Below are 24723 nucleotides of genomic sequence, written 5' to 3'. Positions count from 1 at the left end.
TACTTTTGCAAGTAAAAACTGTAAGAAAGGCAAAATAAAAAAGAGACCGGGGCCCTTTTTTATAAGCTTTTAACTGCTGCTACTGCTGCTTCATAATTTGGATCAGTATTGATATTGTCCAAATATTCGACATAAGTAATCTTGTTGTCAGCGTCTGCCACTAAAACGGCACGCGCTAACAAGTGCCATTCTTCAATAAGGACACCATAGTCTTTACCGAAACTATTATCATAGTAGTCAGAGAGCATGATAGCATTTTCAAGGCCCTCAGCACCACACCAACGAGCTTGCGCAAATGGTAGGTCCACTGAAATAGTAATAACGACAGTATCATCTAGTTCTGACAATTCCTTGTTAAAGATACGTGTTTGAGTTGAACAAATACCAGTATCGATTGATGGAACGATAGAGATAACTTTTTTCTTTCCATCGAATTCTGAAAGTGATTTTTTCGTCAAATCTGTTGCTGTCAAATTAAAGTCACGCAAGGTATCTCCAACTTGAAGTTGTTTGTCTTCTGCTACAGTAACTGGTTTTCCAATAAATGTTGGCATGCTAGTCCTCCAATACTTTTTTTACTATTGTACTGCAAATAGAGCAAGAAGCCTAAGCATTTGTTTAGAACTTTTCAAACAGTAGTTTAATTTTTTCAGCAATCACTGTATTAATTGCAGGAATAACTTCATCCGCAAAGTCTTTCAGATAGGGATAATCGCCAACTTGCACACCATATATAGCATATTTGAAAAGAGAAATATCATTTTGGTCATTTCCAAAAGCTACAAAGTCTCTACCAAAGTGGTTTAAAACAGTACTAGCCTTAGTCACTCCTTTTGGATTAATGTAGAGACACCTTTCGATATCATGGTAAGTAAGGTCTAAACATTCCAGTTTGTTTAGATTAAAGATAAGGTCTTCTCGTATATCCTCATGCTCTGCAAGTGGAATAACAGCTTTAATGGGCTTATTAAGTTCTTGGACAGGCAAAATCTTTGCTTTGTTTAATGGGTCAACATTTGAGAGAAAAGGAATCTGTTCAGGATTTTGAATAGCATAATTAAAGGTATCATCAATAAAATAAGGGAGATTATAGGTATCACAGTAGCTAACAATCGTTCTGAGAGCATGTGAAGGTATTGTGTATTGCGATACTAAATATCCATCTTGAAAGACTTCACCACCGTTTAAGCCAACTACTGTCAGCTTTTTCAATTCTCCCTCCAAAATACTAAGACAGTCTCTCTAAGAGCGTGCTGTTGCAAAAATAATCTCATGACCGTATTTAGGTGCTGTTAAAAGAACCTCTTGTAGTTCTTTTGACATGGTCATACCATCGAAACACAGGGTTCCATCCAAATCAAAAACAAATTTCATAGGGATAGTATAACAAAAAACCAGCTCTATAGCTGGTTTGAATATTTAGTATCAAAATACTTAGATTTTATCAAGGGCTAGTTTTAAATCTTCAATCAAATCATCTGCATTTTCTAAACCAACTGAGATACGAATTTGATTTGGAGTGACACCACAAGCTAGCAAATCTGCTTCTGCCAATTGTTGGTGAGTTGTTGTTGCAGGGTGAACCACCAAAGATTTTGCATCAGCAACGTTAGCTAAATCTGAGAAGATTTCAAGATTATCAATAACGGTACGTGCTTCGTCTTGTCCACCTTTAACATGGAAAGTGAAAATAGAACCTGGTCCTTTAGGGAAGTATTTTTGTGCCAAATCATAGTAAGGACTTGATGGTAATCCAGGATAGTTCACTTTTTCAACTTTTGGATGATTTTCCAAAAAGTCTACGATTTTTTTAGCATTTTCGACGTGGCGTTCGACACGAAGTGAAAGTGTTTCAAGTCCTTGTAAAAGTAAGAAAGCATTGAAAGGTGCCAAGGCAGCCCCTGTGTCACGCAAAAGTTGTGTACGAAGGGCAGTGATAAATGCTGCAGGACCAACATCACGTGTATAGCTGATATTGTGGTAAGATGGATCTTCGTCAACCAACTGTGGGAATTTGCCTGAAGCTTCCCAGTCAAATTTACCAGAATCGACGATAAGACCACCGATAGTTGTTCCATGTCCACCGATAAACTTAGTCGCAGAATGAACTACGATATCTACACCATGGGAGATAACATTGATGAGATATGGAGTACCAAAAGTATTGTCAGCAACCAATGGAATCTTATGGCTGTGAGCAATTTCAGCAATCTTTTCAAAATCAGGAATGTTGATAAGCGGATTACCTAAAGACTCAATCAAGACTAGTTTGGTATTATCTTTGATAGCAGCTTCAATTTCTTCAGGATTGTCAACATCTACAAAAGTTGTTGTGACACCATAGCGTGGAAGAGTTTCTTTTAAGAGATTGAATGTTCCACCGTAGAGGGTTGTCGCAGCAACAACATGATCGCCAGCATGTGCCAAACCAAGGATCGCATAGGTAATTGCCGCCATACCTGAAGCCGTAGCCAAGGCACCAACACCACCTTCGAGGGCTGCAATACGTTCTTCAAGTACTGCTACTGTTGGATTGGTAATACGTGTGTAAATATTACCCGGTTTTCTAAGAGCAAAGAGATCTTCACCTTCTTGAGCATCGTCAAAAACATATGAAGTCGTTTGGTAAATTGGAACCGCACGTGATTTTGTTTCCTTGTCAGGTGTTTGTCCAGCGTGTAATTGTAAGGTTTCAAATGAAAATTCTCGTGACATATGGGTGTCCTCCAAAACAAAAGTTGCTTTCATTCTACACCCAGAAAAGCTAGCTGTCTAATAGAAATTTTTTATCAATGTGATAGGGAGGGCTTATTAAAAGGACCTTTCGGTCCCTTTCTATTTCTTCTCAATAGGTGCTACACTTGCTAAAACCTTTTTAAGTCCAACTTCTGGGAATTTTATCTTAAGTTCTTGTGTCTTGCCACTTCCAGTTACTTCTAGGACGGTCCCATCTCCCCACTTCTTGTGGTGAGCGATATCTCCGATTTCCCAGTCAGTAGCTGAATTCCCAGAGTCTGAAGTCTTACCAAAAGGTAGTCCGCCAGTAGCTTTTGAAAATGGCTGAGCGCCAGTATGTCTTTGAGGTTGTGCATTTGCTTTTCTGGTCTGAAGCGCTTGTTGTAAACTCATGCCTTGACCAAATTGTGTTGGCTCTTCCTTTGTAAAACGAACACCAAATGATGAATTTGCTGGACGTGCTAGACCTTGATATTGTAATAAATCATCTGAAATTTCACGCAAGAAACGGCTAGGACGATTATAGTTAGTCTTACCAAAAAGCGTACGTGTATTAGCGTTGGTAAGGAAAAGAATCTCTTCAGCACGGGTAATACCTACGTAAGCTAAGCGACGCTCTTCTTCGAGTTCTTCTGGATCTTCTGAGGCACGAGACAAAGGGAAGACCCCCTCTTCCATACCGATAAGAAAGACAACTGGAAATTCAAGTCCTTTAGCAGCATGGAGAGTCATCAAGGTTACTTCTGCTGCTTCCATATCACCATCGTCCGTATCAGCAATCAAAGCTAGATCGTTCAAGAAACGGCCTAAACGGTCAATACCAGTCTCATCTTCCGTACCATCGGAGTTGGTTTCATCAAAATTCTTAGTAACAGACATGAACTCTTCGATATTTTCAATGCGTGCTTGACTTTCAAGTGTTTGTTGCATAGAAAGAGCATCCAGATAACCAGACTTATCTAAAACAGCCTCTACCGCTTCAGTAATACTTAGCCCGTCTAGCTGGTCACGTAGATTCAGAATCATGTTAGCAAAATCGTAAACGCCCTGAGCTGCTTTCCCCTTGATCGGTGACAACATAATATTAGCTGATGCATCTAGGAGACTCATGTTTTGCTCATAGGCAAAGGTACGAATTTTTTCGAGTGTACCAGGTCCAACTCCACGTTTAGGTTCATTAACCACACGTTCAAAGCTAATATTATCCGCAGGATTGGCAATCAAGTTCAAGTAAGAAATGACATCACGAATTTCTTTACGGCTGTAGAACTTGGTACCTCCAACCATGGTATAAGGAATATTTGACTTGAGCAAGGCTTCCTCGATAGTACGAGACTGAGCATTGGTACGGTAAAGTACAGCAAAATCCTTGAAGTTCTTACCTTCTTCACGAATAATGTTATCAATAGTTGAAGCAACAAAAACAGCTTCATCACGCTCGTCATTAGCACGGTAATAAACGATTTGTTCACCGTCGTCATTTTGAGTCCAAAGTTTCTTTGGACGGCGGTTGCGGTTATTCTTGATAACTTCGTTGGCTGCCTGGAGAATTTTCTTGGTTGAACGGTAGTTTTCTTCCAAGAGAACTACCTTGGCTTCAGGATAGTCCTTCTCAAAGTCAAGGATGTTCTGCATATCAGCCCCCCGCCAACCGTAGATTGATTGGTCCGCATCACCTACGACACAGATATTCTTGAAGCGAGAAGCCAAGAGTTTTACCAACTGATACTGAGCATGGTTGGTATCTTGGTACTCATCGACGTGAATGTACTGATAACGCTGCTGATAATAGGCGAGGACATCAGGATTTTTGTCAAAGAGACGCAAAGTCATCATAATTAAATCGTCAAAATCCATAGCTTCACTACGACGGAGCTCTTCCTGATAGGCCTTGTAACATTTAGCAACGATTTGGGTGTACATATCACCAGCTTGATGCTCATAGGCCACTTCATCCAATAGATCATTTTTGGCGTTGGAAATCGTCCCTAAGATGGCACGTTCATTCCACTTCTTAGGATCCAGGTTAAGATTCTTGAGAATACGTTTCATCAAAGTACGTTGTTCCCCAGGATCTACGATAGTAAAATTTCGGTTGTAGCCAATATGGTCCGCTTCACGACGAAGGATTCGCACACACATACTATGGAAGGTCGCAATCAAGGTTTCTGAAGTTGCTGGATTTAAAGACATAGCACGTTCACGCATCTCACGAGCTGCCTTATTGGTAAAGGTAATGGCTAGGATATTCCAGGGGTTAATCATTTTCTCGTCAATGAGGTAGGCAATGCGGTGGGTAAGCACACGTGTCTTCCCAGATCCTGCACCAGCCATAATCAATAAAGGCCCCTCAGTCGTTTGGACGGCTTCGGCCTGTTTGTCATTCATACCAGTTAATAATGGGTTCATCATATTCTCCATTCTCAAAAATAAGCTCTACTATTTTATCATTTTTTGGATGAAAATGCAGACTCTATTCATAATGAGTGTCAAATATCCTTAGAAAATAATTGTTTGTTTTTATTTAGATGGATTTTGCTTAAGATTACTGATTTTCCTAGATTTTTCTAGCTTTAGAGGAAGACATTCTAAAGAATAATATTCGGATTTTTATAGTTTTGATGAAAATTAGTGTTGACACTGTTCGGTTTTTTCGATAAGATATAATCACAATAAAATAACAACCGAATGATGTCATCAGGATGACTGGTGATTGACGGACTTCTGGAGAGATCTTGAAGCAGCCTTAGCTGTAAACAAGACACCGAAGGGGCAAGGGGTAACAACCGAAACTCTCAGGTAAAAGGACAGAAAGCATTGCAAGTTTTTTAACTTGTAGTAATAGCTTTGTATTCTCAGAGGTCTGGTTAAGCCAAACCTCTTTTTTGACGTCTCGGTTCAAGGAGATTGTATACTTATGTTAGACTTTTTTACTACTATTGATGATTTTGTCTGGGGGCCACCCCTTCTCTTCCTCCTTGTAGGTACAGGGATTTACCTAACGATTCGCCTTGGACTTTTGCAGGTTCTTCGTCTTCCTAAAGCTTTTAAACTTATCTTTGCTGAAGATAAAGGGGAAGGTGACATTTCTAGTTTTGCTGCCCTTGCAACAGCTCTTGCAGCAACTGTTGGTACAGGTAACATTGTCGGTGTAGCTACTGCCATCAAGACTGGTGGACCTGGTGCCCTTTTCTGGATGTGGATTGCCGCTTTCTTTGGTATGGCAACCAAATATTCCGAAGGTCTTTTGGCTATTAAATTCCGTACACTTGACGACCAAGGTAATGTTTCTGGTGGTCCAATGTATTACATTACACACGGTTTTTCTGGGAAATGGCAAACAATTGCTAAACCTTTGGCCTACTTCTTTGCCTTTGCAGGTGTGCTTGTTGCATGGTTGGGGATTGGTACTTTCTCTCAAGTTAACTCAATCACCGCTTCACTTCAAAATAGCTTTGACTGGTCACCAAAAATTGTAAGTATCTTACTTGCACTTATCACTGCGGCCATCATTTTTGGTGGTATCCAATCTATCTCTAAAGTTTCTGAAAAAGTCGTACCGTTTATGGCTGGACTTTATATCCTAGCAGCTCTTGTAGTTATCTTTACTAACTTTAATCAACTTCTTCCAGTCCTTGAAACGGTCTTCCAATCTGCCTTTACTGGTAAAGCAGCCGTTGGTGGTTTTGCTGGTGCGACAGTCATGGTTGCAATGCGTCTTGGTATTGCGCGTGGTGTCTTCTCAAATGAGTCAGGTCTTGGATCAGCTCCTATCGCTGCAGCTGCTGCTAAGACCGAAGAACCTGTTGAACAAGGTTTGATTTCAATGACAGGTACTTTCATTGATACGATCATCATCTGTACGCTTACTGGTCTTGCTATCCTTGTAACGGGTCAATGGTCAGGTAGCCTGGAAGGTGCCCCAATGACACAAGCAGCCTTCTCTTCTGTTTTTGGTACATTTGGTGAAATTGCCTTAACACTTTCTTTGGTTCTCTTTGCCTTCACAACAATCTTGGGTTGGTCTTACTACGGTGAACGTTGTTTCGAATTCATTTTCAAATCAACGAAATTCCTTCCACTCTACCGCCTCATTTTTGTAGTCATGGTTGCTCTTGGTGGTTACCTCACTCTTGATGTTGTTTGGAAAATTGCGGATATCGTAAACGGTTTGATGGCATTGCCTAACTTGATTGCCCTACTTGTCCTCTCACCAATCATCTTCAAAGAAACTAAATCATACTTTGAACGTCACAAATAAACAAAAAGAGCCTAGGCTCTTTTTTCTTGACTTTATCGGCACCAATCCTTGCTACTACTGGTCTTTTGCGTTACAATGAAATTAAATCATTTTACAACTAATACAGAAAAAATCCAAAGGAATAACTATGTCAATTACCAAAGAATTTGATACGATTACTGCAATTTCAACACCTTTAGGTGAAGGTGCTATCGGTATTGTTCGCCTATCTGGAACCGATGCAGTTGCTATTGCTAATAAGGTTTTCAAAGGAAAAAATTTAGAAACGGTCGCTTCACATACTATCAATTACGGTCATATCGTGGAAAATGATGAAACCATTGATGAAGTCATGGTCAGTGTTATGCGTGCACCAAAGACCTTTACACGTGAGGATGTCGTAGAAATCAACACCCATGGTGGTGTCGCTGTAACCAATGAAATCCTTCAACTCCTTATCCGTTCTGGTGCTCGTATGGCCGAACCTGGAGAATTTACCAAGCGTGCCTTCTTGAATGGTCGTGTGGACTTGACCCAGGCCGAAGCTGTCATGGATTTGATTCGTGCTAAGACTGATAAGGCTATGGCCGTTGCCGTTTCTCAACTTGATGGCTCGCTCAAGGATCTCATTAATAACACGCGCCAAGAAATCCTTAACACTTTGGCTCAAGTTGAAGTGAATATTGATTACCCAGAGTATGATGATGTTGAAGAAGTGACCACAAATCTTGTCCGTGAAAAAACTCAAGAGTTCCAAGCACTTCTAGAAAATCTTCTGGCTACTGCCAAACGAGGAAAAATCCTACGAGAAGGTCTTTCAACGGCAATCATTGGTCGTCCAAATGTCGGAAAATCTAGTCTCCTTAACAATCTTCTACGTGAAGAGAAAGCTATCGTTACAGACATTGAGGGTACAACACGTGATGTCATTGAAGAATACGTTAATATCAAAGGCGTTCCCCTTAAGTTAATTGATACCGCTGGTATCCGTGACACAGACGATGTTGTTGAAAAGATTGGTGTAGAGCGTTCTAAAAAAGCTCTCGAAGAGGCTGACCTGGTTCTTCTTGTCCTCAATAGCTCTGAACCGCTAACTGAACAAGACCGTACATTACTAGAAATCAGCCAAAATAGCAATCGCATCATTCTCCTAAATAAGACTGACCTTCCTCAAGCAATCCAAATGGAAGAACTTCCCGAAGATGTCATCCCAATCTCAGTTTTGAAAAATGAGAACATTGATAAAATCGAAGACCGCATCAATCAACTCTTCTTTGATAATGCTGGTTTAGTAGAGAAAGATGCTACTTATCTCTCAAATGCTCGTCACATTTCACTCATTGAAAAAGCTCTCGAAAGTCTTGAAGCAGTCAATCAAGGTCTTGAGTTAGGCATGCCTGTTGACCTCTTACAGGTTGATATGACACGTACTTGGGAAATTCTTGGTGAAATTACTGGTGATGCTGCTCCAGATGAACTGATTACTCAACTATTTAGTCAGTTCTGTCTAGGAAAATAAACATAACTAAATTTATGTAAAAAGATGCTTTGTCATCTTTTTTTTGTTCATAATATAAATACAGAAATATATTTATGTAAACTAAAACCTATCAATACCATAAAACGATTTACTCATGCTTTTTAAGAAAGAAAATGCTATCATGGTACTATCCTATGATTTTGAAAGGTTTACGATGGGTCAAACAGCTACTGATACTGATTTTAAACATTTGATAGATTTTGACGATAACCTGCTTCCATTTCGACTGACGGAAACCAAGGTTGAAAATGGACGCCCTGATATTCTTTTCCATTGGCATCCTGAACTTGAGATTCAGTATGTTTATGAGGGGACAGCTCGTTATCACATTGATTATGACTATTTTGACAGTCAAGCTGGAGATATCTTTTTAATTCGTCCGAATGGCCTTCATTCGATTCACCCAGTAGATAATCAGCCTCATCATACGGACACCCTACATTTTCATTTGGATATGTTGGGGCAGTCGCTGGTGGACCCACTTAGTCTTCGTTATCTACAGCCTTTGCAGAATTCTAATTTCAAGTTTAAACAATGTCTACGACCATCAGATGAAGGGTATAGGGAAATCAAAACTCTCCTCCTTGAGATTTTTAAAATGATTCGTCAGAAAGACCGTCACTATGAACTTCTTCTCAAGTCAAAGTTGGAGGAATTAATCTACCTCTTCTACTTCTATCGATTGGTCGAGCGAAAAACTTCTGATGATCATTACCGCAAAAACGAAAAAATTCGAGAAATCATAGATTACATTAATCAACACTATGCTGAAAATCTCACGATTGAAAAGTTGTCAGAACTTATGGGTTATAGTAAGACACACTTTATGACGATTTTTAAGCAACATACCGGTACTTCTTGTACGGAATTTATCATTCAAGCAAGACTTAATGCTGCCTGCGAGGAGCTTCGTAATAGCGTTAAACCAGTCTTGGAAATCGCTACCAATGTTGGTTTTAATAACCTATCCAATTTCAACCGCCAATTTAAACACTATTACGACCAAACACCAAGCCAGTATCGAAAAACACATAGCAACAAGAAGAAAACAAAAAAGAGTTAGCCAAATGGTTAACTCTTTTTTTATCTGCAAACTTCTTAGTTTTTCTCTTTGCCTTTGTGTTTACCACTAAGTCCAAAGAGAGTGAGCAACATACCAAGTCCGAGGAGACCTGCGTGTGAGCCCTTGTCACCTGTTGTAGGAAGGATTTCAGTTTGTGTAGAAGCTTCTGTCACTTTTTCTGTTTCTTTAAGCGCTTCGCTTCTTGTTGAAATGAAGAATACTTTGCCATTAGGAGTCGTCACTACTTTAGATACGACTGGTTTACTAGTTTCTAAATCTTTAGCGATAGTTGATGGAGTGACTGGTGCCAATGGATTAAGTGTAGGGTCTGCTGCATTTTCTTTCTTGTTCAAGGCAGCAAAATCAGCACTTGAAATTGAAATGGTACGTGAGTTTGGATTGATAACGGCATACTTAGAAAGGTCTGCACGTGTCAAGTAATCAGCAAAGATGGTATCCATTGAAGGACCTTCTTCACGAGGGCCACCCAACATTGTAAAGCCATCACCACCAGCAGCCAAGAAGTCATTCGTTACAAGGTAGTAAGTTCCGTTTGTGTTAAGTGGTTTATAGACACCAGTTTCTGGATCCAAAATGTCAATTGACAAGATACGTTTTTCAGCTGGAAGAGTTGTGTCATAGTAAACACGAGCTCCAGAAACTTGAAGGAAACCGCCAGATGGTTCAAGGAGAGGTTGACCATTTTCATCCAGAACAGTTTTACCACTTTCGTCAACTTGGAGAATAGAACCAAGAGATTTGACAAACATATCATGGATATTTTGACCTGTTACTTGAATTTGAGCAACTGAGTTACCAAATGGAAGAACGGCAATGATATCACCTTTAGTGATTGGTTTGTCTTTAGCGATTGTTTCACGAAGACCACCACCATTTGTTACGGCAAGGTTAGACTTGTGTGTGAAGGCTGATTGTCCGTAATCTAAGAGAGCATCAGCGACCACATTACCAAGATTCGTTTCGCGAACACGAACGTCCATACGGTCACCACTAAGTTTAACAGGGCTATTTTCAATAACGACTTTCGAAGAATCTGCCTTGTACTTAGCTTGGATATCATCAATCATAGCTTTAACTGTTGGGTTAACTTGATAATTCTTTTTAGCTTCGTCGTGTGAAATCACGCCATGTGACAAGACACGGTCAGAATTATAAACGACGCGACCAACATTGTTAAGGTAGCTACCAGTTTGGTTGTAAGTGACGTTATCGCCGTATGTCGCTGTGTGAAGAGTGTGTGAGTGACCATCAAGGACAAGAACACGTTTTCCTTTCAAAGGTGCATAGTTTGAAAGAGCTTCTGCCAAAGTTGATCCACGCCATTCAACTGGGGTTGTTGTATCAATACCCAAGTGACTAAGGACAACATAAGTCTTGTATTCCTTACCTTCGGCACGGGCATTTGATTCCACTTGGTCAACAACAGCCTTAACCTCAGTAATAGGATCAGTGAAAGAGACACCAGGGATATTACGTGGGTGTGTCTTAGTAGCTGTCTCAGGTGTTGTAACACCAATAACGACTACTTCATCTCCATCAACACCAGGTGTTTTGTCAACGATTGTAGATGGTTGGAAAAGACGTACGCCATTTACATATACGTTAGATGTGATGATTGGGAAATTGATTTGTTTGCTCAAACGACGCAATTGATCAAGACCAAAGTCAAACTCATGGTTACCCACTGTCATGGCATCAAAACCAACAGCATTCATGACGCTTGCCATGTCTTCACCCTTAGAACTGTTAGAAATTGGAAGACCTTGGAATGAGTCCCCAGAGTCAAAGACAAGGGTTGTTCCTTTTGAACGAGAATCATTTACGATACCAGACAAAAGGGCATCACCAATAACTCCGTTACGATCATCTTCAACCATACGACCATGAACATCGTTAGTGTGAAGGACTGTTACAGTGTCGTTGCTGGTACTTGTGCTAGCATTTGTTACGACTTCTGTTGTAGGAGTTGCGGCTGCAGTTGCAGTTTCACTTGCAGTGGCAACTGCTGTTTCGCTTGTTTCAGCTGTTGAAGCAGTAACAACTGATGTTGAACTAGCCACCGGTGCTGCAGACTCGCTAGATGCAGTTGTTGCTGTAGTAGATGTCGCATTGGTAGTTGCCTCTGTAGCTACTACTTCAGTGCTTGGTGCTGTTACAGCTGCATGAGTTTCTACCTCGTCAGCTTGGACAGCATTGGCCAAGATGGCAGTTGAGACAAGTAGGGTTGATAGGGTCGTTGCAACGACTGTTTTCTTCTTCATTCCAAAATACCTTTCTGATTGTTAAATCGTTTTTATTATACCACATTTATAAGATTAGAATTAAATAAATTTCAATGTTTTATTAGATAATCAAAAAATTTTTTCAATAATCAATAGGTAGCTAAACATTTTTCAAGATAGCCTTGAAGTAATTCCAGAGTGAAGCTCAAAGTCCAGTAAATAAGGGCGATTAGGATATACATAGACATGTAGTCATACTCACGCCCACCGATAATCTTAGCATTTTGGAAAATGTCAGGCACTGTAATCATAGCCGCCAACGAGGAACTCTTTACCATGTCAATGATGACATTACCAAGAGGTGCTACTGCTATACGCATGGCCTGAGGTAAGATAATTCGACGGATAATAGACTTCTTAGGAAGACCAAGAGAGCGAGCGGCTTCCCACTGCCCCTTATCTACGGCAGCTATGGATGAACGAAAAATCTCTGCCATATAAGCGGCACTAACACAGGAGAAACCAATAAAGGCACAAAGAAGGGCGGGCAGCTGAACACCAACGTAAGGCAAACCAAAATAAAGAATGAAGAGCACGACCAACATAGGGACCCCACGCATGATGGAAATATAAACACGGGCAGGATACTTCAACCAAGGTTTTTGCGACATCCGCATAAAGGCAAGGATGATGGCAAATACATTCCCCACCATAAAGCTTAAAAGGGAAATCCCCAAAGTATAGGGCAAACCTGATAGAACATAGGGAATGCTCTTTAGAATCAGTGAAAAATCAATAATCATAAGTCTATCTTTCTAAACAATTCTTTAGCAAATAAGCGATCCAATCGGATCGCTCATATTATTCAACATCAGAGATGTCAATCTCAGTGTAGTCAACTTTCGTTTTCTTTGTAACGTCTTGACCAGCAAAGAACTTCTCTGAAATCTTGGTAAGGGTACCATCTTTCTTCATGTCTTTGATAGCTTTATTAACTTTTTCTTGAAGAGTTTTATTCTTCAATGAGAAAGTAAAGCTTGTTGAGTAAGGGTTACTGTAGATACCATCGTTGATCTTAACAGGGTACTTGTCTTTGATAGCGGCTACTGCCATCTTTTGCAAATAGTAATCATTGACGATAACGTCTGTACGACCATTTACCAAGTCTTGCATATAAACGTCATTGGTAACATTGTCATATACGACAAGTTCAGCACCCATTTTTTTGGCAATCTTCATGTACTTGGTACTTGCAGCACCGGCTGCTTTCTTGCCTTTGAGGTCCTTCCATGAAGAAATTCCTGAATTATCTGATTCACGGACTACCATGGATGTAAATGAATACTTGTATGGTTCAGAACGCAAGAATTTTTTAACGTTCTTGTTGTCATCTTCGAGTGAGTAGTTAGCGATATCTACTTGCCCACTATTTACAGCAGTAAGCATACCATCCACGCCCATCTCAGTGAAGTCAATTTTCAACTTAAGACGTTTTCCAACTTCTTTGAGAATCTCAACGTCATAACCAGTCAAATTGTTCTTATCATCGTGGTAGCTTTGTGGGTAAAGAGTTCCAGCAGTCGCAACCTTGATGCTCCCACGTTTCTCAATCTTTTCCCAGTTCTTTTCACCTGTACTTTGTGACGAGCAAGCAACCAAAAAGACCGCAGCCAAAATTAGGCTAAATACGGCGAAAAATCTCTTTTTCATCTATGTGTATCTCCTTAAAAAATGAAGTTAAGTTAAAAACTTATAATCTTAGCCTATACTATTTGAAAGGGTTTCACAAAATATTGAACTGAAAATAAGAATGTTTAGCTAAAAACCGAACGTTCTTCCATCTGTTGGGCCAAGTGTAAGAGGAGGTCCTCTCTTCCTTTAGCAGCTGTTAATTGAACTCCGAGTGAAAGACCTTGATCATCCCGATAGACAGGTAAAGAAATTGATGGTTGTCCCGTCAGGTTTGCTTGTTGCGTGAAAGGTGTCCAATCTAAGCTATCCGCAAACATTTCCCAAATAAGTTCCTGTTGCTTTGGCCAGTCAAAATCAGCCATATGTTTGAGTTGATTTTGTAAGTTTTCAGAGAGGGCAAACTGTCCATGCTTAGGTGCCACATCCGCAACTGTAGGTGTCAGAAGAATATCGTAAGTCTCATGAAAATTCGCCATCTGATGGCTATACTGGTCCCACTGGGCTAGAATTTTAGAGTAAATTTTAGCGGGAATCTTTTGCCCAGATTGGAAAATAGCCCAAGTCATCAACTCCATATCTTCAAAGGTCATCTTGCGTCCTAAACCAGCCTCTATAGAATCAAACATGGCAGCTGTCTCGACACTATTCATAATGTAGTAAGACTGCATGGCTTCAACCCCATTCAAGGGCTGGTCGCTGATTTCATGCACATGATGTCCTAGACTTTCTAAGGCTCTAGCAGCCTTTTTTGTCGCTGCAATAGCAGATTCTGACACCTTACCACCAATAGGAGAGACAGTCGAAAAAGCAATCTTCAAAGGTCTAACAGGTTCTTCTAAAGACACTTTGCTAAGCTTCGGTAGAATAAAGGGACTTTCCATCTGACACGTCTGCATGTGATAGAGCAAGCGTTTTGTATCTCGTACAGTCTTAGTTAAAGCAAACTGGACAGAGGCTCCCTGCCAGCCACGGAAAGAACCAGGACCAACTGGAATTCGTCCTCTGGTAGGCTTGAGACCAATAAGACCGTTAAAGGAAGCTGGAATACGGATAGAGCCCCCTCCGTCACTAGCTGGTGCCAAGGGAGAAATGCCAGAACTCACAAGAGCAGCCGCTCCACCACTTGAGCCACCAGCATTACGCGTGACATCATCAGGTAGATTGACAGAACCATGAATCTGAGCATCACTGATATTTTTGAAGCCAAACTCAGGAGTGCTAGAACGCCCTAAAATAATGAAGCCCAGTTCCTCAAGCTTCTTAACATAATTATCGCTTTCCTTAGCCCGATAAGTAGTAAATAGACGAGAACCCGCAGTTGACGGCTCACCAGCTTGTTCCTGCCCCAAATCCTTTAGAAAAATCGGTACTCCAGCAAAAGGTTTCTCTGAAAAGTCTCTAGTTTCAGCTTCTTCTATAGCTTTCTCGTAGCGTTGACTGACGATAGCATTTATCTTAGGATTCGTCCTCTCCGCTTCACGAATGGTAGCCTCCACTAGTTCTCGGGGACTGACTGTCTTATTTTGCACGGCTTCAGCCATTGCCGTTGCATCTGAGCACTCATTAATTGACATCTTATACTCTCCCTGCTTATCTTTTCCTAAATTATACTAAAAAAAGCGAAACGCCTAAAACGTTCCGCCTTAAATCTTGATAATTAGTCTTGCCAAGTTTCTTGATTTTCTTTGAATTTCTTCAAAAGTTGAAGTCCATCTGCTGTAATGTAGCCTTGAACTTTAGCAACTTTGATCAACTCAGTGTAGTTTGAAAGAGTAACCAATTTCACACCAGCATCAGCAAAGTTTTTCTCAGCTTTTGGCAATTCGTAAGTAAAGATAGCCACAACACCGATAACATCAGCCCCTTCACGCTCTGCAGCTGCTACAGCATCAAGTACAGAACCACCAGTTGAAATCAAGTCTTCAACAACAACCATTTTTTCGCCTTTAACCACACGACCTTCGATTTGGTTACCAGCACCGTGATCTTTTGGTTTACTTCGAATGTAGGCAAATGGAAGGTTCATTTTGTCAGCGATAATCGCACCATGAGGAATACCAGCAGTTGCAGTACCTGCAATCACTTCTACTTCAGGGAATTCTTCCTTAATCTTTTCCACAAAACCATTTTCAATAAGTGTACGAGTTTCTGGATATGACAAAGTAATACGGTTGTCTGTGTAGATTGGTGATTTGATTCCTGATGCCCATGTAAATGGTTCTTCAGGTTTAAGGTAAACAGCCTTGATATCGAGCAAGTCAGATGCGATTTGTGATGCTAATGTCATAATTATTATCCTCCGTAAAGCGTTTTCTATTCTTTATTATAACCTAATTCCATCTATTTTCCTATGAAATAAGGTCTTTTTCAAAATTTATTGACCGTTCCATTGGGCCTTAATGTCGTGATAAGCTGCTACAGGATTGTTAGCTTGTGTAATTGGACGACCAACAACAATGTAATCTGAACCAATCTGACGGGCATCGGCAGGTGTCATGACACGTTTTTGGTCACCAACTGCTGCTCCTGCTGGACGGATACCAGGTGTCAAACAAACGAAATCTTCATTCGTCGCTTCTTTGATTTTTGCTACTTCATGTGCTGAGCAGACAACACCATCAAGACCTGCTTCAGCAGTCTTCTTAGCATAATGAACCACTGATTCTTGAAGGGTGGTTTGGATATTTTGAAAATCACGCATCTGCTCTTCAGAGGTAGAGGTCAACTGTGTTACAGCAAGCAAGATTGGACCATCTCCCAAGCCTTCACGCGCAGCCTTCATCATTTCCACACCACCAGCCGCATGCACATTAGTCATATCAACGCCAAGGTTAGACAAGACACGCATAGCTGATTTCACAGTATTTGGAATATCGTGAAGCTTAAGGTCAAGGAAAACACTATGACCAAGCTCTTTAACGTAGCGCACAATCTCAGGCCCAGCCGCATAGTAAAGTTCCATACCAATCTTCACATAGAGCTTTTCATCAGCAGGAAACTTAGCAAGGAAAGCCTTCACATCCTCAAAAGTAGGGAAATCAAGGGCAATAACAGGACGATTTTCTCTCATTTCTTATATCCTTTCACACAAAAAACCTCCGCCAGTCAGCGAAGGTTGCACGAAAATAGGGCAGTCCCTACCCTTTAGTGATGCCGTAGCATCTCAGTACACCTTTCTCGCCTCTCTGGACTCGATTAAAGGTTCAGTTCAATTTGTTCTATTATAGCGCTTTTATAAGGGAATGTCAAAGGGGGATTTTGTTCTAAATACCTAATCTTAAACCTCTACTTCTATTGATTATATCCATTTTTACATTGTAAAATAATCTTGTAAAATAAGAAAGAGGTGTTAACATGCTTGAACAACTATTGAAAATGCATGCTGAAAAAATTCGAGTTAACAGTAACTCTGATGAATATCAGAAGGTAATGAAACAGATAGAAAATTATCAAGTCCAAAAGCACTTGCCATCGGCTACCATGCTTTATGATATACTAGATAAGCTAGCAGATCTTTCAGTAAGTGATAATATGACAGACGATGAAACTGACTATTTGGAATGGAAAGATAATATTCATATCGAAAAACTTGATTCGGGAGATTTTATAATTTATTACTTGGATCGTTTCTTTATGAGTATTTCAGAAGATAAGAGGAATAACATATGGGATATAATTAAAGAACGCTATGAGACGAAAAAGAAAATTAAACTTAAGAATGAGGTAATTGATACATTTGTAGTTCAGTTACAAACAACACTTAAGGCTCCTATTGAAATTTTTTCTCCAGAAGAAGAAAAAATTGTCATTAGTTTCCTTGATTTTATAGAAAATCAAGGAAATATATTAAATCAAAACGACTCAGAAATTTATGATGCAATTCTAAAAAACGGTATAGATCTAGGGGTTCTACTAAACCAATTAATTAAAGCTTACCCAACAGGTGAACAAAATAAGGTTACTTTTCTAGGGGAAGGATTTGATGCTCAGAATCTATATGACACACTACAATATTACAGTAATCAACATTCAGATAGTTTTGAAGAAAACTTCAACAATGAATCTACTAAGTTACTAGATAAAACTATTGAAAAAGTTATCACTAATTTGGATGAAGAATCTATTCCTCTTATTCTATATTGTAACGAACTAGAAACAACAAAAATAGTACTAAATTCGGTTTACGAGAAAATAAATGAATTACACCCAGAACTAAATGTTGAATACTTCAATGCCTCCGAATTTGAAGATATTATTACATCAAATAAAGATGATGGAATTTCTCAGAACGTTTCTGAAATTTTTGAAGGAATTGATTTTCTTGTTTTTGAGGGTGTCGACTCCCTCAAAACTGAATTGGCTAAAAAAGAACTTATTAAACTAACAAAATGGTTACAAAATAAAGGTCAACAGGTCTTATTTTCTAGTTTCGTGAGGCCAGAAAATATAGAAATGTTTATAAGTGAAGACATTATTTCGGATGGACACATTATCGATATTACTACGAGAGAGGTTGCTGTATGATTGGAAAATGGTTAAAAGAGAAACGTGAAAATCTATCTTTGACTGCTCAAGATATCAAGCAGGAAACAAAAACATCATCAACACTTATCTCACTAGTTGAAACTGGGAAACGACTTCCCTCAGAAAAATTCCTAGAGAGTTATCTTTTAGTTCTTGCTAAAGCTAGTGGTTTTGACGAGACTTTACGGGATCGCTATACAACAACTGAGTGTTTTGAGAAATGGAAAAGTAAACTTACCATTGAACATAAAGGAAAAGATACTATATATTATAGCTGTGGTCGAAAAATTTGTGTGGATTCTAAAGGTTTATATCTAAAGAACATCGAACCTTATGATTTGCATGTATATTTCATAGGTTATAGTTGGAGTGATTTTGCTGATTATCAAAATAGTTACTTGAAACAGGAACTGAATATTGATGTATTAAAATCAACACCAAATCGTCTTAATAAAAAAATTGATCTTATTGAAACATTAGATATAGACGCAGAAGTTACGCAGTATTGGCTTGAGAAATACAGAGATGAACTAAAAAAACTTATTGAGGACTCTTTTGATGAGTTACCCAAGTCTTACGAGAAAATATATTATTCACTTACAAAATTTGGACTTGAAGAAGAAATAAAGAAAGAGAATTCAAATGGAATTGAGATTTCACAACTCTCTCAACTTAACTTAGTTCTAGATGGCGAACAGTTAACAGATGGGGAATTAGAGGCAATTGCCACTGTAATTGAGGGAATCAGAGCTCGAAGAAGAAAATAATCAAAAAAAGATGGAAGTTTTAGTTTCCATCTTTTTACTTTTAAATCAATTATTCTATTTCCCCAACAAGTCAGTTCTAACTTCATTGCGTAAGTCTTTAAGTGTTGTGATTCCGTACTTGTCCATGACTTCAGGGAGGCGGTCAATGATTTTAGGGCAGACATAGGGATCTGCGAAGTTGGCTGTTCCGACACCGATGGCTGAGGCACCAGCGATAAACATTTCGATGGCCGCTTCGGCACTGTCGACGCCACCCATACCGATGATTGGTAGATCAGAAGCTAGGGCAACTTGGCGGATAAGTTTAAGGGCTACTGGAAATACGGCTGGCCCCGACATGCCACCTTGACCGTTGGCAATGATAGGTTTGCGAGTAGCCAAGTCATAGCGTGTACCGACCAAGGTGTTAATCATAGTGAAACCTGTCGCACCGGCATCCTCGACTGCTTTGGCGACACTTGTGATATCAGCCACGCTCGGTGTCAGTTTGACATAGACAGGCACATCAGAGTGAGAGACACTAGCTTTTACTGCCGCATAGGCAAGGTCTGGGACTTGTCCGATGAGGAGGCCGTTATTGCCATGGTCCACGTTTGGACAAGAGATATTAAGCTCAATAGCCTTGACGTTGCTAGCTTTGGAAATCTTGTGAGAGACTTCCGCATATTCTTCGTTTGAAAATCCAGCCACATTAGCAATGATGGGAAGCTCTGGATAATGCTCCTGCAACCAAGGGAGTTTTTCAGACAAGACGGCATCAACACCTGGATTTTGCAAGCCAATGGCATTGAGCATGCCTGATGGAGTTTCTGCCACGCGGGGTGTTGGGTTACCAAAACGAGGGTTGGCGGTCGTTGCCTTAATCATGATGGAACCTAGTTTATCCAAATCATAATACTTGGCATACTCTTGACCAAAACCAAAGCAACCTGAGGCCGGGATAATAGGATTTTTCAAGTCGAGCCCTGGAAGGCTAATAGCTAAACGATTTTCTGAATTCATCTCTGACATAGTAACCTCCTAGACGATAACTTTTCCAGTAGGGAAGACTGGTCCTTCTTCGCAAACACGAAGATTTTTGGCGTCCGACTCTCCTTTAACGTGAACCACACAGGCATAGCAAGCACCCATACCACAAGCCATACGAGCTTCCATAGAAACATAGGCGTGAGGGTGATTTTCAAACTTGCTATCGACATATTTAAGCATGCCTGGAGCTCCGCAACTGTAAACGGCATCTGGTGTCCAGTCGAAACTATCAATGACTGTCGAAACGTAACCCTTGATACCGTATGAACCGTCATCAGTCGTCACATAAACATCACCACAAGCTTTGAGCTTGTCCTCCAAGATGACAGCATCCTTATTGGCAAAACCAATGACTGATACAACTTCCACTCCCTTAGCCTTCAACTGCTTAGCAGTCTCAACCAAAGGTGGCACACCAATACCTCCACCAACGAGGAGGGCTTTCTGCCCAGCCTCGATAACAGAAATATCAAAACCATTTCCCTGAGGGCCCATGGTATCAATGGTTTGACCAGCTACCATCTTAGAAAGGATAGCTGTTCCCTCACGCTCCACACGATAGACAATGGTTGCCTCTTTCTTGTCATAGTCAATCTCTGAAATGGAAATTGGACGACGAAGGAGCTTGCTTGGATCTGGAACTTTGAGGTGGACGAACTGTCCAACCTGCATATCTGCAACCATCTCTCCTTTAAGCACCATCTCAAAAATACGAGGTGCAATCTCACGCTGACTCACAATGGTTAAATCTTCAACTAATATCATGACAACCCTTTCTAAACTGCAAAATGTCATCAAAAAAACCTCGCCACATGGCAAGGTCGCACAAAAAATCACAGGAGAACCCTGCTGTTTCACTCTGTCCGACCTTTTAAGCCTCTCTGGACTCATTTAAAGGTTATTTCGTGATTATTATAACCGTTTTCAAGACGGATGTCAAAGGAGAAAAGAAAAAACCAAAGCTCATAAAACTAAGCTAAGGTCTCTCCAGCCTATAACTAGGCCCTCTGTGTGATACGTTCTCAATCATTTCATAGAGTAACATGAATTGTCAATATTCCTAACAAGAGGTGTTAGAAGTCTTGAACAAGAGTCTTAAAATAAGATTATTTAAACAATCTGTCGTAAACCATAGTATGAGCCAACTGCTGACCATCGCCACCCAACAAATCAACCAAGGCGTAAGCAAAGGCTAGGGCTGTTCCGGCACCACGGCTAGTGACAATATTGCCATCAACAACCACCAAGTCAGTTTGATGCTCGCCAGATGCAATTTGTTCCTCAACACCAGGGAAACATGTGAATTTACGCCCTTCAAGAAGGCCAGCACGTTCGAGAACAATTGGTGCCGCACAAATGGCAGCAACATATTTTCCAGCTTTTGCAGCCTCTTGAAGAGAGGCGATCAAAGTTTCGTTGTCGCGTAGATTAGTTGAGCCAGGCATACCTCCAGGAAGGACCACCAAGTCGTAATCCGCAAAATTGCCATCAAATACGCCATCCATAGCGACTTGAATCCCATGTGAGCCAGTTACAGACGCACTTTCAAGTCCAAGCATGCTACAGTCAAACCCTGCTCGGCGGAAGACATCCACTGGGCTCAAAGCTTCGATTTCTTCAAATCCTTCCGCAAATACTACTGCTACTTTTGTCATGATATACCTCCAATTGACTTATCACTTGATTCTATTACGCCTTAAATTATAGCAGTTTTAGAAGCAGGAAACAAACCATAAAAACGGACTTTGAGCACGAAAAAAGACAGCACAAGGACTGTCTTTGTCATTTTATCTAAACAAACTTGCTAGGATCCACAAGAGATAAATATGGGCTGGGTAGAAAATATAGAAGAAATTCTTGTTACCACTACCACGCTTACCATTATAAAAATACATAGGAATCGCAGCAAAGACCATCATCCATTGCACACCCGTCGGATCAAAGAGATGGGCAATCACTGAAATAACAGCTAAGACAATGATTTGAGCAATGCGATTGGTACGGAAAATATAGAATAGCAACCCAAGAATAACCATAACAAAGCCACCCTCTACCATGATAATACTTGGCACTAGTGACAAGATAAAGGCAACAATCTGCACAACGATTGGGTTTGCATGTGGCGTTTCAAATATGCCTGCAAGTATCACAACTGGAATAGACGAAAGAATCGGCAAGAGAAAAACACCAATCCCTTGAATCAACTCCTTGTTCGATTTATCGCGAAGCCCCTTAGCCAACAAATCCCAAGAGCAAATAAAAATCCCAGTGATAAAGAAGGTTGAAAAGGCATTGTTGGTTAAACCGATACTACCATTATGAAAAATACTACCAATGATGGCGTTGCCAATGATCATAAACCAACTCATGTAAAGCAGACGCCTGAGAAAAGCCATACGATCATGAGTGTAGTGAAAACTATCAGCAGCAAGAAAGAGGAAAATTGGGAAAGACAGACGTCCCAACATCGTCAACCATATAGGTGCCCCCATACTCCCGAACATCTGATAAATTTGGTCCAAAAACATAAGTGCAACAGCTAGGTATTTCAAATTAGTCGCATTGCATATCTTTTTAATATCGTTCATTTAATGCTCCTTTAATTTTCAGCATATTAAATGATACCACAAGTCAGATATAAATTCAAAGGTATTCAGGATAATCTAAGCCATAACTTTTAACTGATTTAGCGGAACAATTTTTGTAATAAAGAATGATCCATGATAATAACAAACTCAATTCCGACTACCCATTCAAAGCATTTTTACTCTCTTTGTGCTATAATAGTTAGGCAATATTTACGTTCATAACGTATGCAAATTATTTAAAAATAACTAACAAAGTTCATAAACTCTTCAAGTTTTTGAAATAACTATTTTTCGAGCAGAGCGAGCAATTAACCGAGACTTTCCGCCGTGTTAAAAGCGCCTGAAACTAAAAGGTTTCAGGCGCTCGGAATTTTTGAGACGTTAGGCTCAAAAATTAGTCATGGAACTTTGTAAAAGTTCGCTGACGTCCGCCAACACCTAAGGAAAGTCTCACAGAAAATTTTATTTTTAAAATAAAACAATTATTATCACTAACAAGAAAGGAAGTACATCATGTCTTTTGACGGCTTTTTTCTTCATCATATGACGGCTGAGTTGCGTGAGCAGGTTCTCTACGGGCGTATTCAGAAGGTTAATCAGCCTTTTGAGCGTGAGTTGGTCCTAACCATTCGTAACAATCGTCAGAATTACAAGCTTCTGCTTTCGGCTCACCCTGTTTTTGGACGTATTCAAACGACCAAGGCTGACTTGCCAAATCCACAGAATCCAAACACCTATACCATGATTATGCGGAAATACCTTCAGGGAGCGGTTATCGAGGATATCCAGCAACTGGAAAACGACCGTGTTCTTGAGATTTCCGTATCAAACAAAAACGAAATCGGTGACAGCGTTAAGGTTACTCTTGTTATGGAAATCATGGGGAAACACTCCAACATTATCCTGATTGACAAGAACGAGAGCAAAATCATTGAGTCTATCAAGCATGTTGGTTTCTCACAAAATAGTTACCGTACTATTCTGCCTGGGTCTAGCTACATCGCTCCTCCTAAGACGGACGCTAAGAATCCTTACGACATACCAGACGAAAAACTCTTTGAAATCCTACAGACTGAGGATTTGTCAGCTAGAAACCTTCAAAAACTTTTCCAAGGTTTGGGGCGTGACACGGCCAATGAATTATCAACCTTACTTGAGACTGATAAACTCAAGAATTTCCGTGCCTTCTTCAATCGTGAAGTAGAGCCAAACTTAACGGCTAAGGCATTTTCAGCTGTAAGATTCTCAGATAGTCAGGACCAACCTGAGTTTGAAACCTTGTCAGCCCTTTTGGACTACTACTACTTGGACAAGGCGGCGCGTGACCGTGTGGCTCAACAGGCTAGTGATTTGATCCATCGTGTGCAAAATGAGCTGGAAAAAAACAAGAAGAAACTTGTTAAACAAGAAAAAGAGCTAGCGGCAACTGAAAATGCTGAGGAGTTCCGTCAAAAAGGTGAGCTTTTGACCACCTACCTCAGCATGGTACCAAATGACAAGGATAGTGTCGAACTAGACAACTACTACACTGGTGAAAAGATTTCCATTCCTCTAAACGTTGCTCTAACGCCTAACCAAAATGCTCAGCGTTACTTCAAGAAATACCAGAAACTCAAGGAAGCTGTTAAGCACTTGACTGGTTTGATTGAGGAAACCAAGCAGACTATTGATTATCTGGAGAGTGTTGAATTTAGTCTTTCTCAAGCCAACATGGATGAAATCGAGGATATTCGTGAGGAGCTTGTTCAGGCTGGCTTTATGAAGCGTCGTTCAACTGACAAGCGCCACAAACGCAAGAAACCTGAACAGTATCTGGCTTCTGATGGTAAGACCATTATCATGGTTGGTCGTAACAACCTGCAAAATGAGGAGTTGACCTTCAAGATGGCTAAAAAAGGTGAGCTCTGGTTCCACGCCAAGGATATTCCAGGGAGTCACGTGGTTATCAAGGACAATCTTAATCCAACCGACGAGGTCAAAACTGATGCGGCTGAATTGGCAGCCTACTATTCTAAGGCACGTCTGTCAAACTTGGTTCAAGTCGATATGATTGATGTTAAGAAACTCAATAAACCAACGGCAGGTAAGCCTGGATTTGTAACTTATACGGGACAAAAGACCTTACGTGTCACACCGACTGAAGAAAAAATTGATAGTATGCGGATGAAGTAATCTGCTTTATAAAATCAAACTCTCTTGTTTTAGAAACGAGAGAGTTTTTCTATGTCTTCATTAGATCAATTTCTTTCGTTGATGAATGGGATTTTCTTTTAGTTTTCATTACATTTTTCCGATGACTGT

19 protein-coding genes, 1 pseudogene and 1 riboswitch are annotated in these 24723 nt (G+C 40.2%); of the genes and pseudogenes, 6 read left to right on the top strand and 14 right to left on the bottom strand.

Translation table 11 applies throughout. The features are described 5' to 3' along the window. Window positions 1-59: 59 nt before the first annotated feature. The 4 genes and pseudogenes from tpx to pcrA form a co-directional block, all read right to left on the bottom strand. The gene (gene tpx / locus HMPREF2979_RS08575; protein WP_070656224.1) at window positions 60-554 is read right to left on the bottom strand and encodes a thiol peroxidase; all 495 of its coding nucleotides are present in this window, start codon (window positions 552-554) and stop codon (window positions 60-62) included. 64 nt (window positions 555-618) lie between these two features. Next, window positions 619-1374: pseudogene (locus HMPREF2979_RS08570) on the bottom strand (HAD-IIB family hydrolase). Window positions 1375-1434: 60 nt separating this feature from the next. Next, window positions 1435-2715 carry an O-acetylhomoserine aminocarboxypropyltransferase/cysteine synthase family protein gene (locus HMPREF2979_RS08565; RefSeq protein ID WP_049553693.1) on the bottom strand — a complete coding sequence of 427 codons (1281 nt, stop codon included), beginning with the start codon at window positions 2713-2715 and terminating at the stop codon, window positions 1435-1437. A gap of 120 nt (window positions 2716-2835) precedes the next feature. Continuing rightward, entirely contained in the window at window positions 2836-5145 is a 2310-nt protein-coding gene (gene pcrA / locus HMPREF2979_RS08560) for a DNA helicase PcrA (RefSeq protein WP_070656220.1), read from the bottom strand. A gap of 305 nt (window positions 5146-5450) precedes the next feature. After that, window positions 5451-5557, top strand: a riboswitch (glycine riboswitch). A gap of 96 nt (window positions 5558-5653) precedes the next feature. Here pcrA and HMPREF2979_RS08555 point away from each other — a divergent pair. The 3 genes from HMPREF2979_RS08555 (at window position 5654) to HMPREF2979_RS08545 (ending at window position 9579) form a co-directional block, all read left to right on the top strand. Then, the gene (locus HMPREF2979_RS08555; protein WP_070656219.1) at window positions 5654-6997 is read left to right on the top strand and encodes an alanine/glycine:cation symporter family protein; all 1344 of its coding nucleotides are present in this window, start codon (window positions 5654-5656) and stop codon (window positions 6995-6997) included. A gap of 127 nt (window positions 6998-7124) precedes the next feature. Continuing rightward, a complete protein-coding gene (mnmE, locus tag HMPREF2979_RS08550; RefSeq protein ID WP_048675770.1) occupies window positions 7125-8495 on the top strand; it encodes a tRNA uridine-5-carboxymethylaminomethyl(34) synthesis GTPase MnmE in 1371 nt (456 codons plus the stop codon). Window positions 8496-8637: 142 nt separating this feature from the next. Further along, complete coding sequence (locus HMPREF2979_RS08545) at window positions 8638-9579, top strand: AraC family transcriptional regulator (protein WP_083312383.1); 942 nt, start codon at window positions 8638-8640, stop codon at window positions 9577-9579. A gap of 35 nt (window positions 9580-9614) precedes the next feature. Here HMPREF2979_RS08545 and nt5e read toward each other — a convergent pair whose 3' ends face one another. The 6 genes from nt5e to pyrF all read right to left on the bottom strand — a co-directional run bounded on the left by nt5e (window position 9615) and on the right by pyrF (window position 16584). Then, window positions 9615-11861: a cell surface ecto-5'-nucleotidase Nt5e gene (gene nt5e, locus HMPREF2979_RS08540; RefSeq protein WP_070656217.1), complete on the bottom strand. Its 2247-nt coding sequence runs from the start codon at window positions 11859-11861 to the stop codon at window positions 9615-9617. A gap of 110 nt (window positions 11862-11971) precedes the next feature. Beyond that, the gene (locus HMPREF2979_RS08535) at window positions 11972-12625 is read right to left on the bottom strand and encodes an amino acid ABC transporter permease (RefSeq protein ID WP_070656214.1); all 654 of its coding nucleotides are present in this window, start codon (window positions 12623-12625) and stop codon (window positions 11972-11974) included. Window positions 12626-12683: 58 nt separating this feature from the next. Then, window positions 12684-13532: a transporter substrate-binding domain-containing protein gene (locus HMPREF2979_RS08530; RefSeq protein ID WP_002884961.1), complete on the bottom strand. Its 849-nt coding sequence runs from the start codon at window positions 13530-13532 to the stop codon at window positions 12684-12686. Between the two features lie 104 nt (window positions 13533-13636). After that, entirely contained in the window at window positions 13637-15088 is a 1452-nt protein-coding gene (locus tag HMPREF2979_RS08525; protein WP_070656213.1) for an amidase, read from the bottom strand. Window positions 15089-15171: 83 nt separating this feature from the next. Next, window positions 15172-15801, bottom strand: a complete 630-nt coding sequence (gene pyrE / locus HMPREF2979_RS08520) for an orotate phosphoribosyltransferase (RefSeq protein ID WP_004182503.1) — start codon at window positions 15799-15801, stop codon at window positions 15172-15174. Window positions 15802-15888: 87 nt separating this feature from the next. Further along, entirely contained in the window at window positions 15889-16584 is a 696-nt protein-coding gene (pyrF, locus tag HMPREF2979_RS08515; RefSeq protein ID WP_070656209.1) for an orotidine-5'-phosphate decarboxylase, read from the bottom strand. Between the two features lie 284 nt (window positions 16585-16868). Here pyrF and HMPREF2979_RS08510 point away from each other — a divergent pair, with 284 nt between their 5' ends. Beyond that, window positions 16869-18038 carry a DnaA ATPase domain-containing protein gene (locus tag HMPREF2979_RS08510; RefSeq protein WP_070656206.1) on the top strand — a complete coding sequence of 390 codons (1170 nt, stop codon included), beginning with the start codon at window positions 16869-16871 and terminating at the stop codon, window positions 18036-18038. Further along, the gene (locus tag HMPREF2979_RS08505) at window positions 18035-18805 is read left to right on the top strand and encodes a helix-turn-helix domain-containing protein (RefSeq protein WP_070656204.1); all 771 of its coding nucleotides are present in this window, start codon (window positions 18035-18037) and stop codon (window positions 18803-18805) included. Before HMPREF2979_RS08510 ends, HMPREF2979_RS08505 begins: the two co-directional genes overlap by 4 nt. 54 nt (window positions 18806-18859) lie before the next feature. Here HMPREF2979_RS08505 and HMPREF2979_RS08500 read toward each other — a convergent pair whose 3' ends face one another. The 4 genes from HMPREF2979_RS08500 to HMPREF2979_RS08485 all read right to left on the bottom strand — a co-directional run bounded on the left by HMPREF2979_RS08500 (window position 18860) and on the right by HMPREF2979_RS08485 (window position 22422). Beyond that, on the bottom strand, window positions 18860-19816 hold the full coding sequence (locus tag HMPREF2979_RS08500; protein WP_186821189.1) for a dihydroorotate dehydrogenase: 957 nt from the start codon (window positions 19814-19816) through the stop codon (window positions 18860-18862). Window positions 19817-19825: 9 nt separating this feature from the next. Further along, window positions 19826-20599 carry a dihydroorotate dehydrogenase electron transfer subunit gene (locus tag HMPREF2979_RS08495; RefSeq protein WP_070656203.1) on the bottom strand — a complete coding sequence of 258 codons (774 nt, stop codon included), beginning with the start codon at window positions 20597-20599 and terminating at the stop codon, window positions 19826-19828. Between the two features lie 341 nt (window positions 20600-20940). Next, window positions 20941-21489, bottom strand: coding sequence for a DJ-1 family glyoxalase III (locus HMPREF2979_RS08490; protein ID WP_070656201.1), 549 nt, complete (start codon window positions 21487-21489; stop codon window positions 20941-20943). A gap of 132 nt (window positions 21490-21621) precedes the next feature. Continuing rightward, complete coding sequence (locus HMPREF2979_RS08485; RefSeq protein ID WP_070656200.1) at window positions 21622-22422, bottom strand: TraX family protein; 801 nt, start codon at window positions 22420-22422, stop codon at window positions 21622-21624. A 513-nt stretch (window positions 22423-22935) separates the two neighbouring features. On the opposite strand from HMPREF2979_RS08485, the gene HMPREF2979_RS08480 reads away from it, so the two are divergent. Further along, window positions 22936-24594: an Rqc2 family fibronectin-binding protein gene (locus HMPREF2979_RS08480; protein ID WP_070656199.1), complete on the top strand. Its 1659-nt coding sequence runs from the start codon at window positions 22936-22938 to the stop codon at window positions 24592-24594. The last annotated feature ends 129 nt before the right edge of the window (window positions 24595-24723 follow it).

The organism is Streptococcus sp. HMSC078H12 (assembly GCF_001814615.1).
In the GTDB taxonomy this organism is placed as follows: domain Bacteria; phylum Bacillota; class Bacilli; order Lactobacillales; family Streptococcaceae; genus Streptococcus; species Streptococcus salivarius_F.
This window is presented reverse-complemented; position numbering and strand designations above follow the sequence as displayed.

Bases quoted from the DNA above. Each gene is read 5' to 3' on its own strand.
- mnmE (WP_048675770.1), top strand. From the start codon at position 7,125: ATGTCAATTACCAAAGAATTTGATACGATTACTGCAATTTCAACACCT.
- tpx (WP_070656224.1), bottom strand. From the start codon at position 554: ATGCCAACATTTATTGGAAAACCAGTTACTGTAGCAGAAGACAAACAA.
- HMPREF2979_RS08510 (WP_070656206.1), top strand. From the start codon at position 16,869: ATGCTTGAACAACTATTGAAAATGCATGCTGAAAAAATTCGAGTTAAC.
- pyrE (WP_004182503.1), bottom strand. From the start codon at position 15,801: ATGACATTAGCATCACAAATCGCATCTGACTTGCTCGATATCAAGGCT.
- HMPREF2979_RS08565 (WP_049553693.1), bottom strand. From the start codon at position 2,715: ATGTCACGAGAATTTTCATTTGAAACCTTACAATTACACGCTGGACAA.
- HMPREF2979_RS08545 (WP_083312383.1), top strand. From the start codon at position 8,638: ATGGTACTATCCTATGATTTTGAAAGGTTTACGATGGGTCAAACAGCT.
- HMPREF2979_RS08495 (WP_070656203.1), bottom strand. From the start codon at position 20,599: ATGATATTAGTTGAAGATTTAACCATTGTGAGTCAGCGTGAGATTGCA.
- HMPREF2979_RS08490 (WP_070656201.1), bottom strand. From the start codon at position 21,489: ATGACAAAAGTAGCAGTAGTATTTGCGGAAGGATTTGAAGAAATCGAA.
- HMPREF2979_RS08535 (WP_070656214.1), bottom strand. From the start codon at position 12,625: ATGATTATTGATTTTTCACTGATTCTAAAGAGCATTCCCTATGTTCTA.
- HMPREF2979_RS08555 (WP_070656219.1), top strand. From the start codon at position 5,654: ATGTTAGACTTTTTTACTACTATTGATGATTTTGTCTGGGGGCCACCC.
- nt5e (WP_070656217.1), bottom strand. From the start codon at position 11,861: ATGAAGAAGAAAACAGTCGTTGCAACGACCCTATCAACCCTACTTGTC.
- pyrF (WP_070656209.1), bottom strand. From the start codon at position 16,584: ATGAGAGAAAATCGTCCTGTTATTGCCCTTGATTTCCCTACTTTTGAG.
- HMPREF2979_RS08500 (WP_186821189.1), bottom strand. From the start codon at position 19,816: ATGTCAGAGATGAATTCAGAAAATCGTTTAGCTATTAGCCTTCCAGGG.
- HMPREF2979_RS08505 (WP_070656204.1), top strand. From the start codon at position 18,035: ATGATTGGAAAATGGTTAAAAGAGAAACGTGAAAATCTATCTTTGACT.
- HMPREF2979_RS08525 (WP_070656213.1), bottom strand. From the start codon at position 15,088: ATGTCAATTAATGAGTGCTCAGATGCAACGGCAATGGCTGAAGCCGTG.
- HMPREF2979_RS08480 (WP_070656199.1), top strand. From the start codon at position 22,936: ATGTCTTTTGACGGCTTTTTTCTTCATCATATGACGGCTGAGTTGCGT.
- HMPREF2979_RS08530 (WP_002884961.1), bottom strand. From the start codon at position 13,532: ATGAAAAAGAGATTTTTCGCCGTATTTAGCCTAATTTTGGCTGCGGTC.
- HMPREF2979_RS08485 (WP_070656200.1), bottom strand. From the start codon at position 22,422: ATGAACGATATTAAAAAGATATGCAATGCGACTAATTTGAAATACCTA.
- pcrA (WP_070656220.1), bottom strand. From the start codon at position 5,145: ATGAACCCATTATTAACTGGTATGAATGACAAACAGGCCGAAGCCGTC.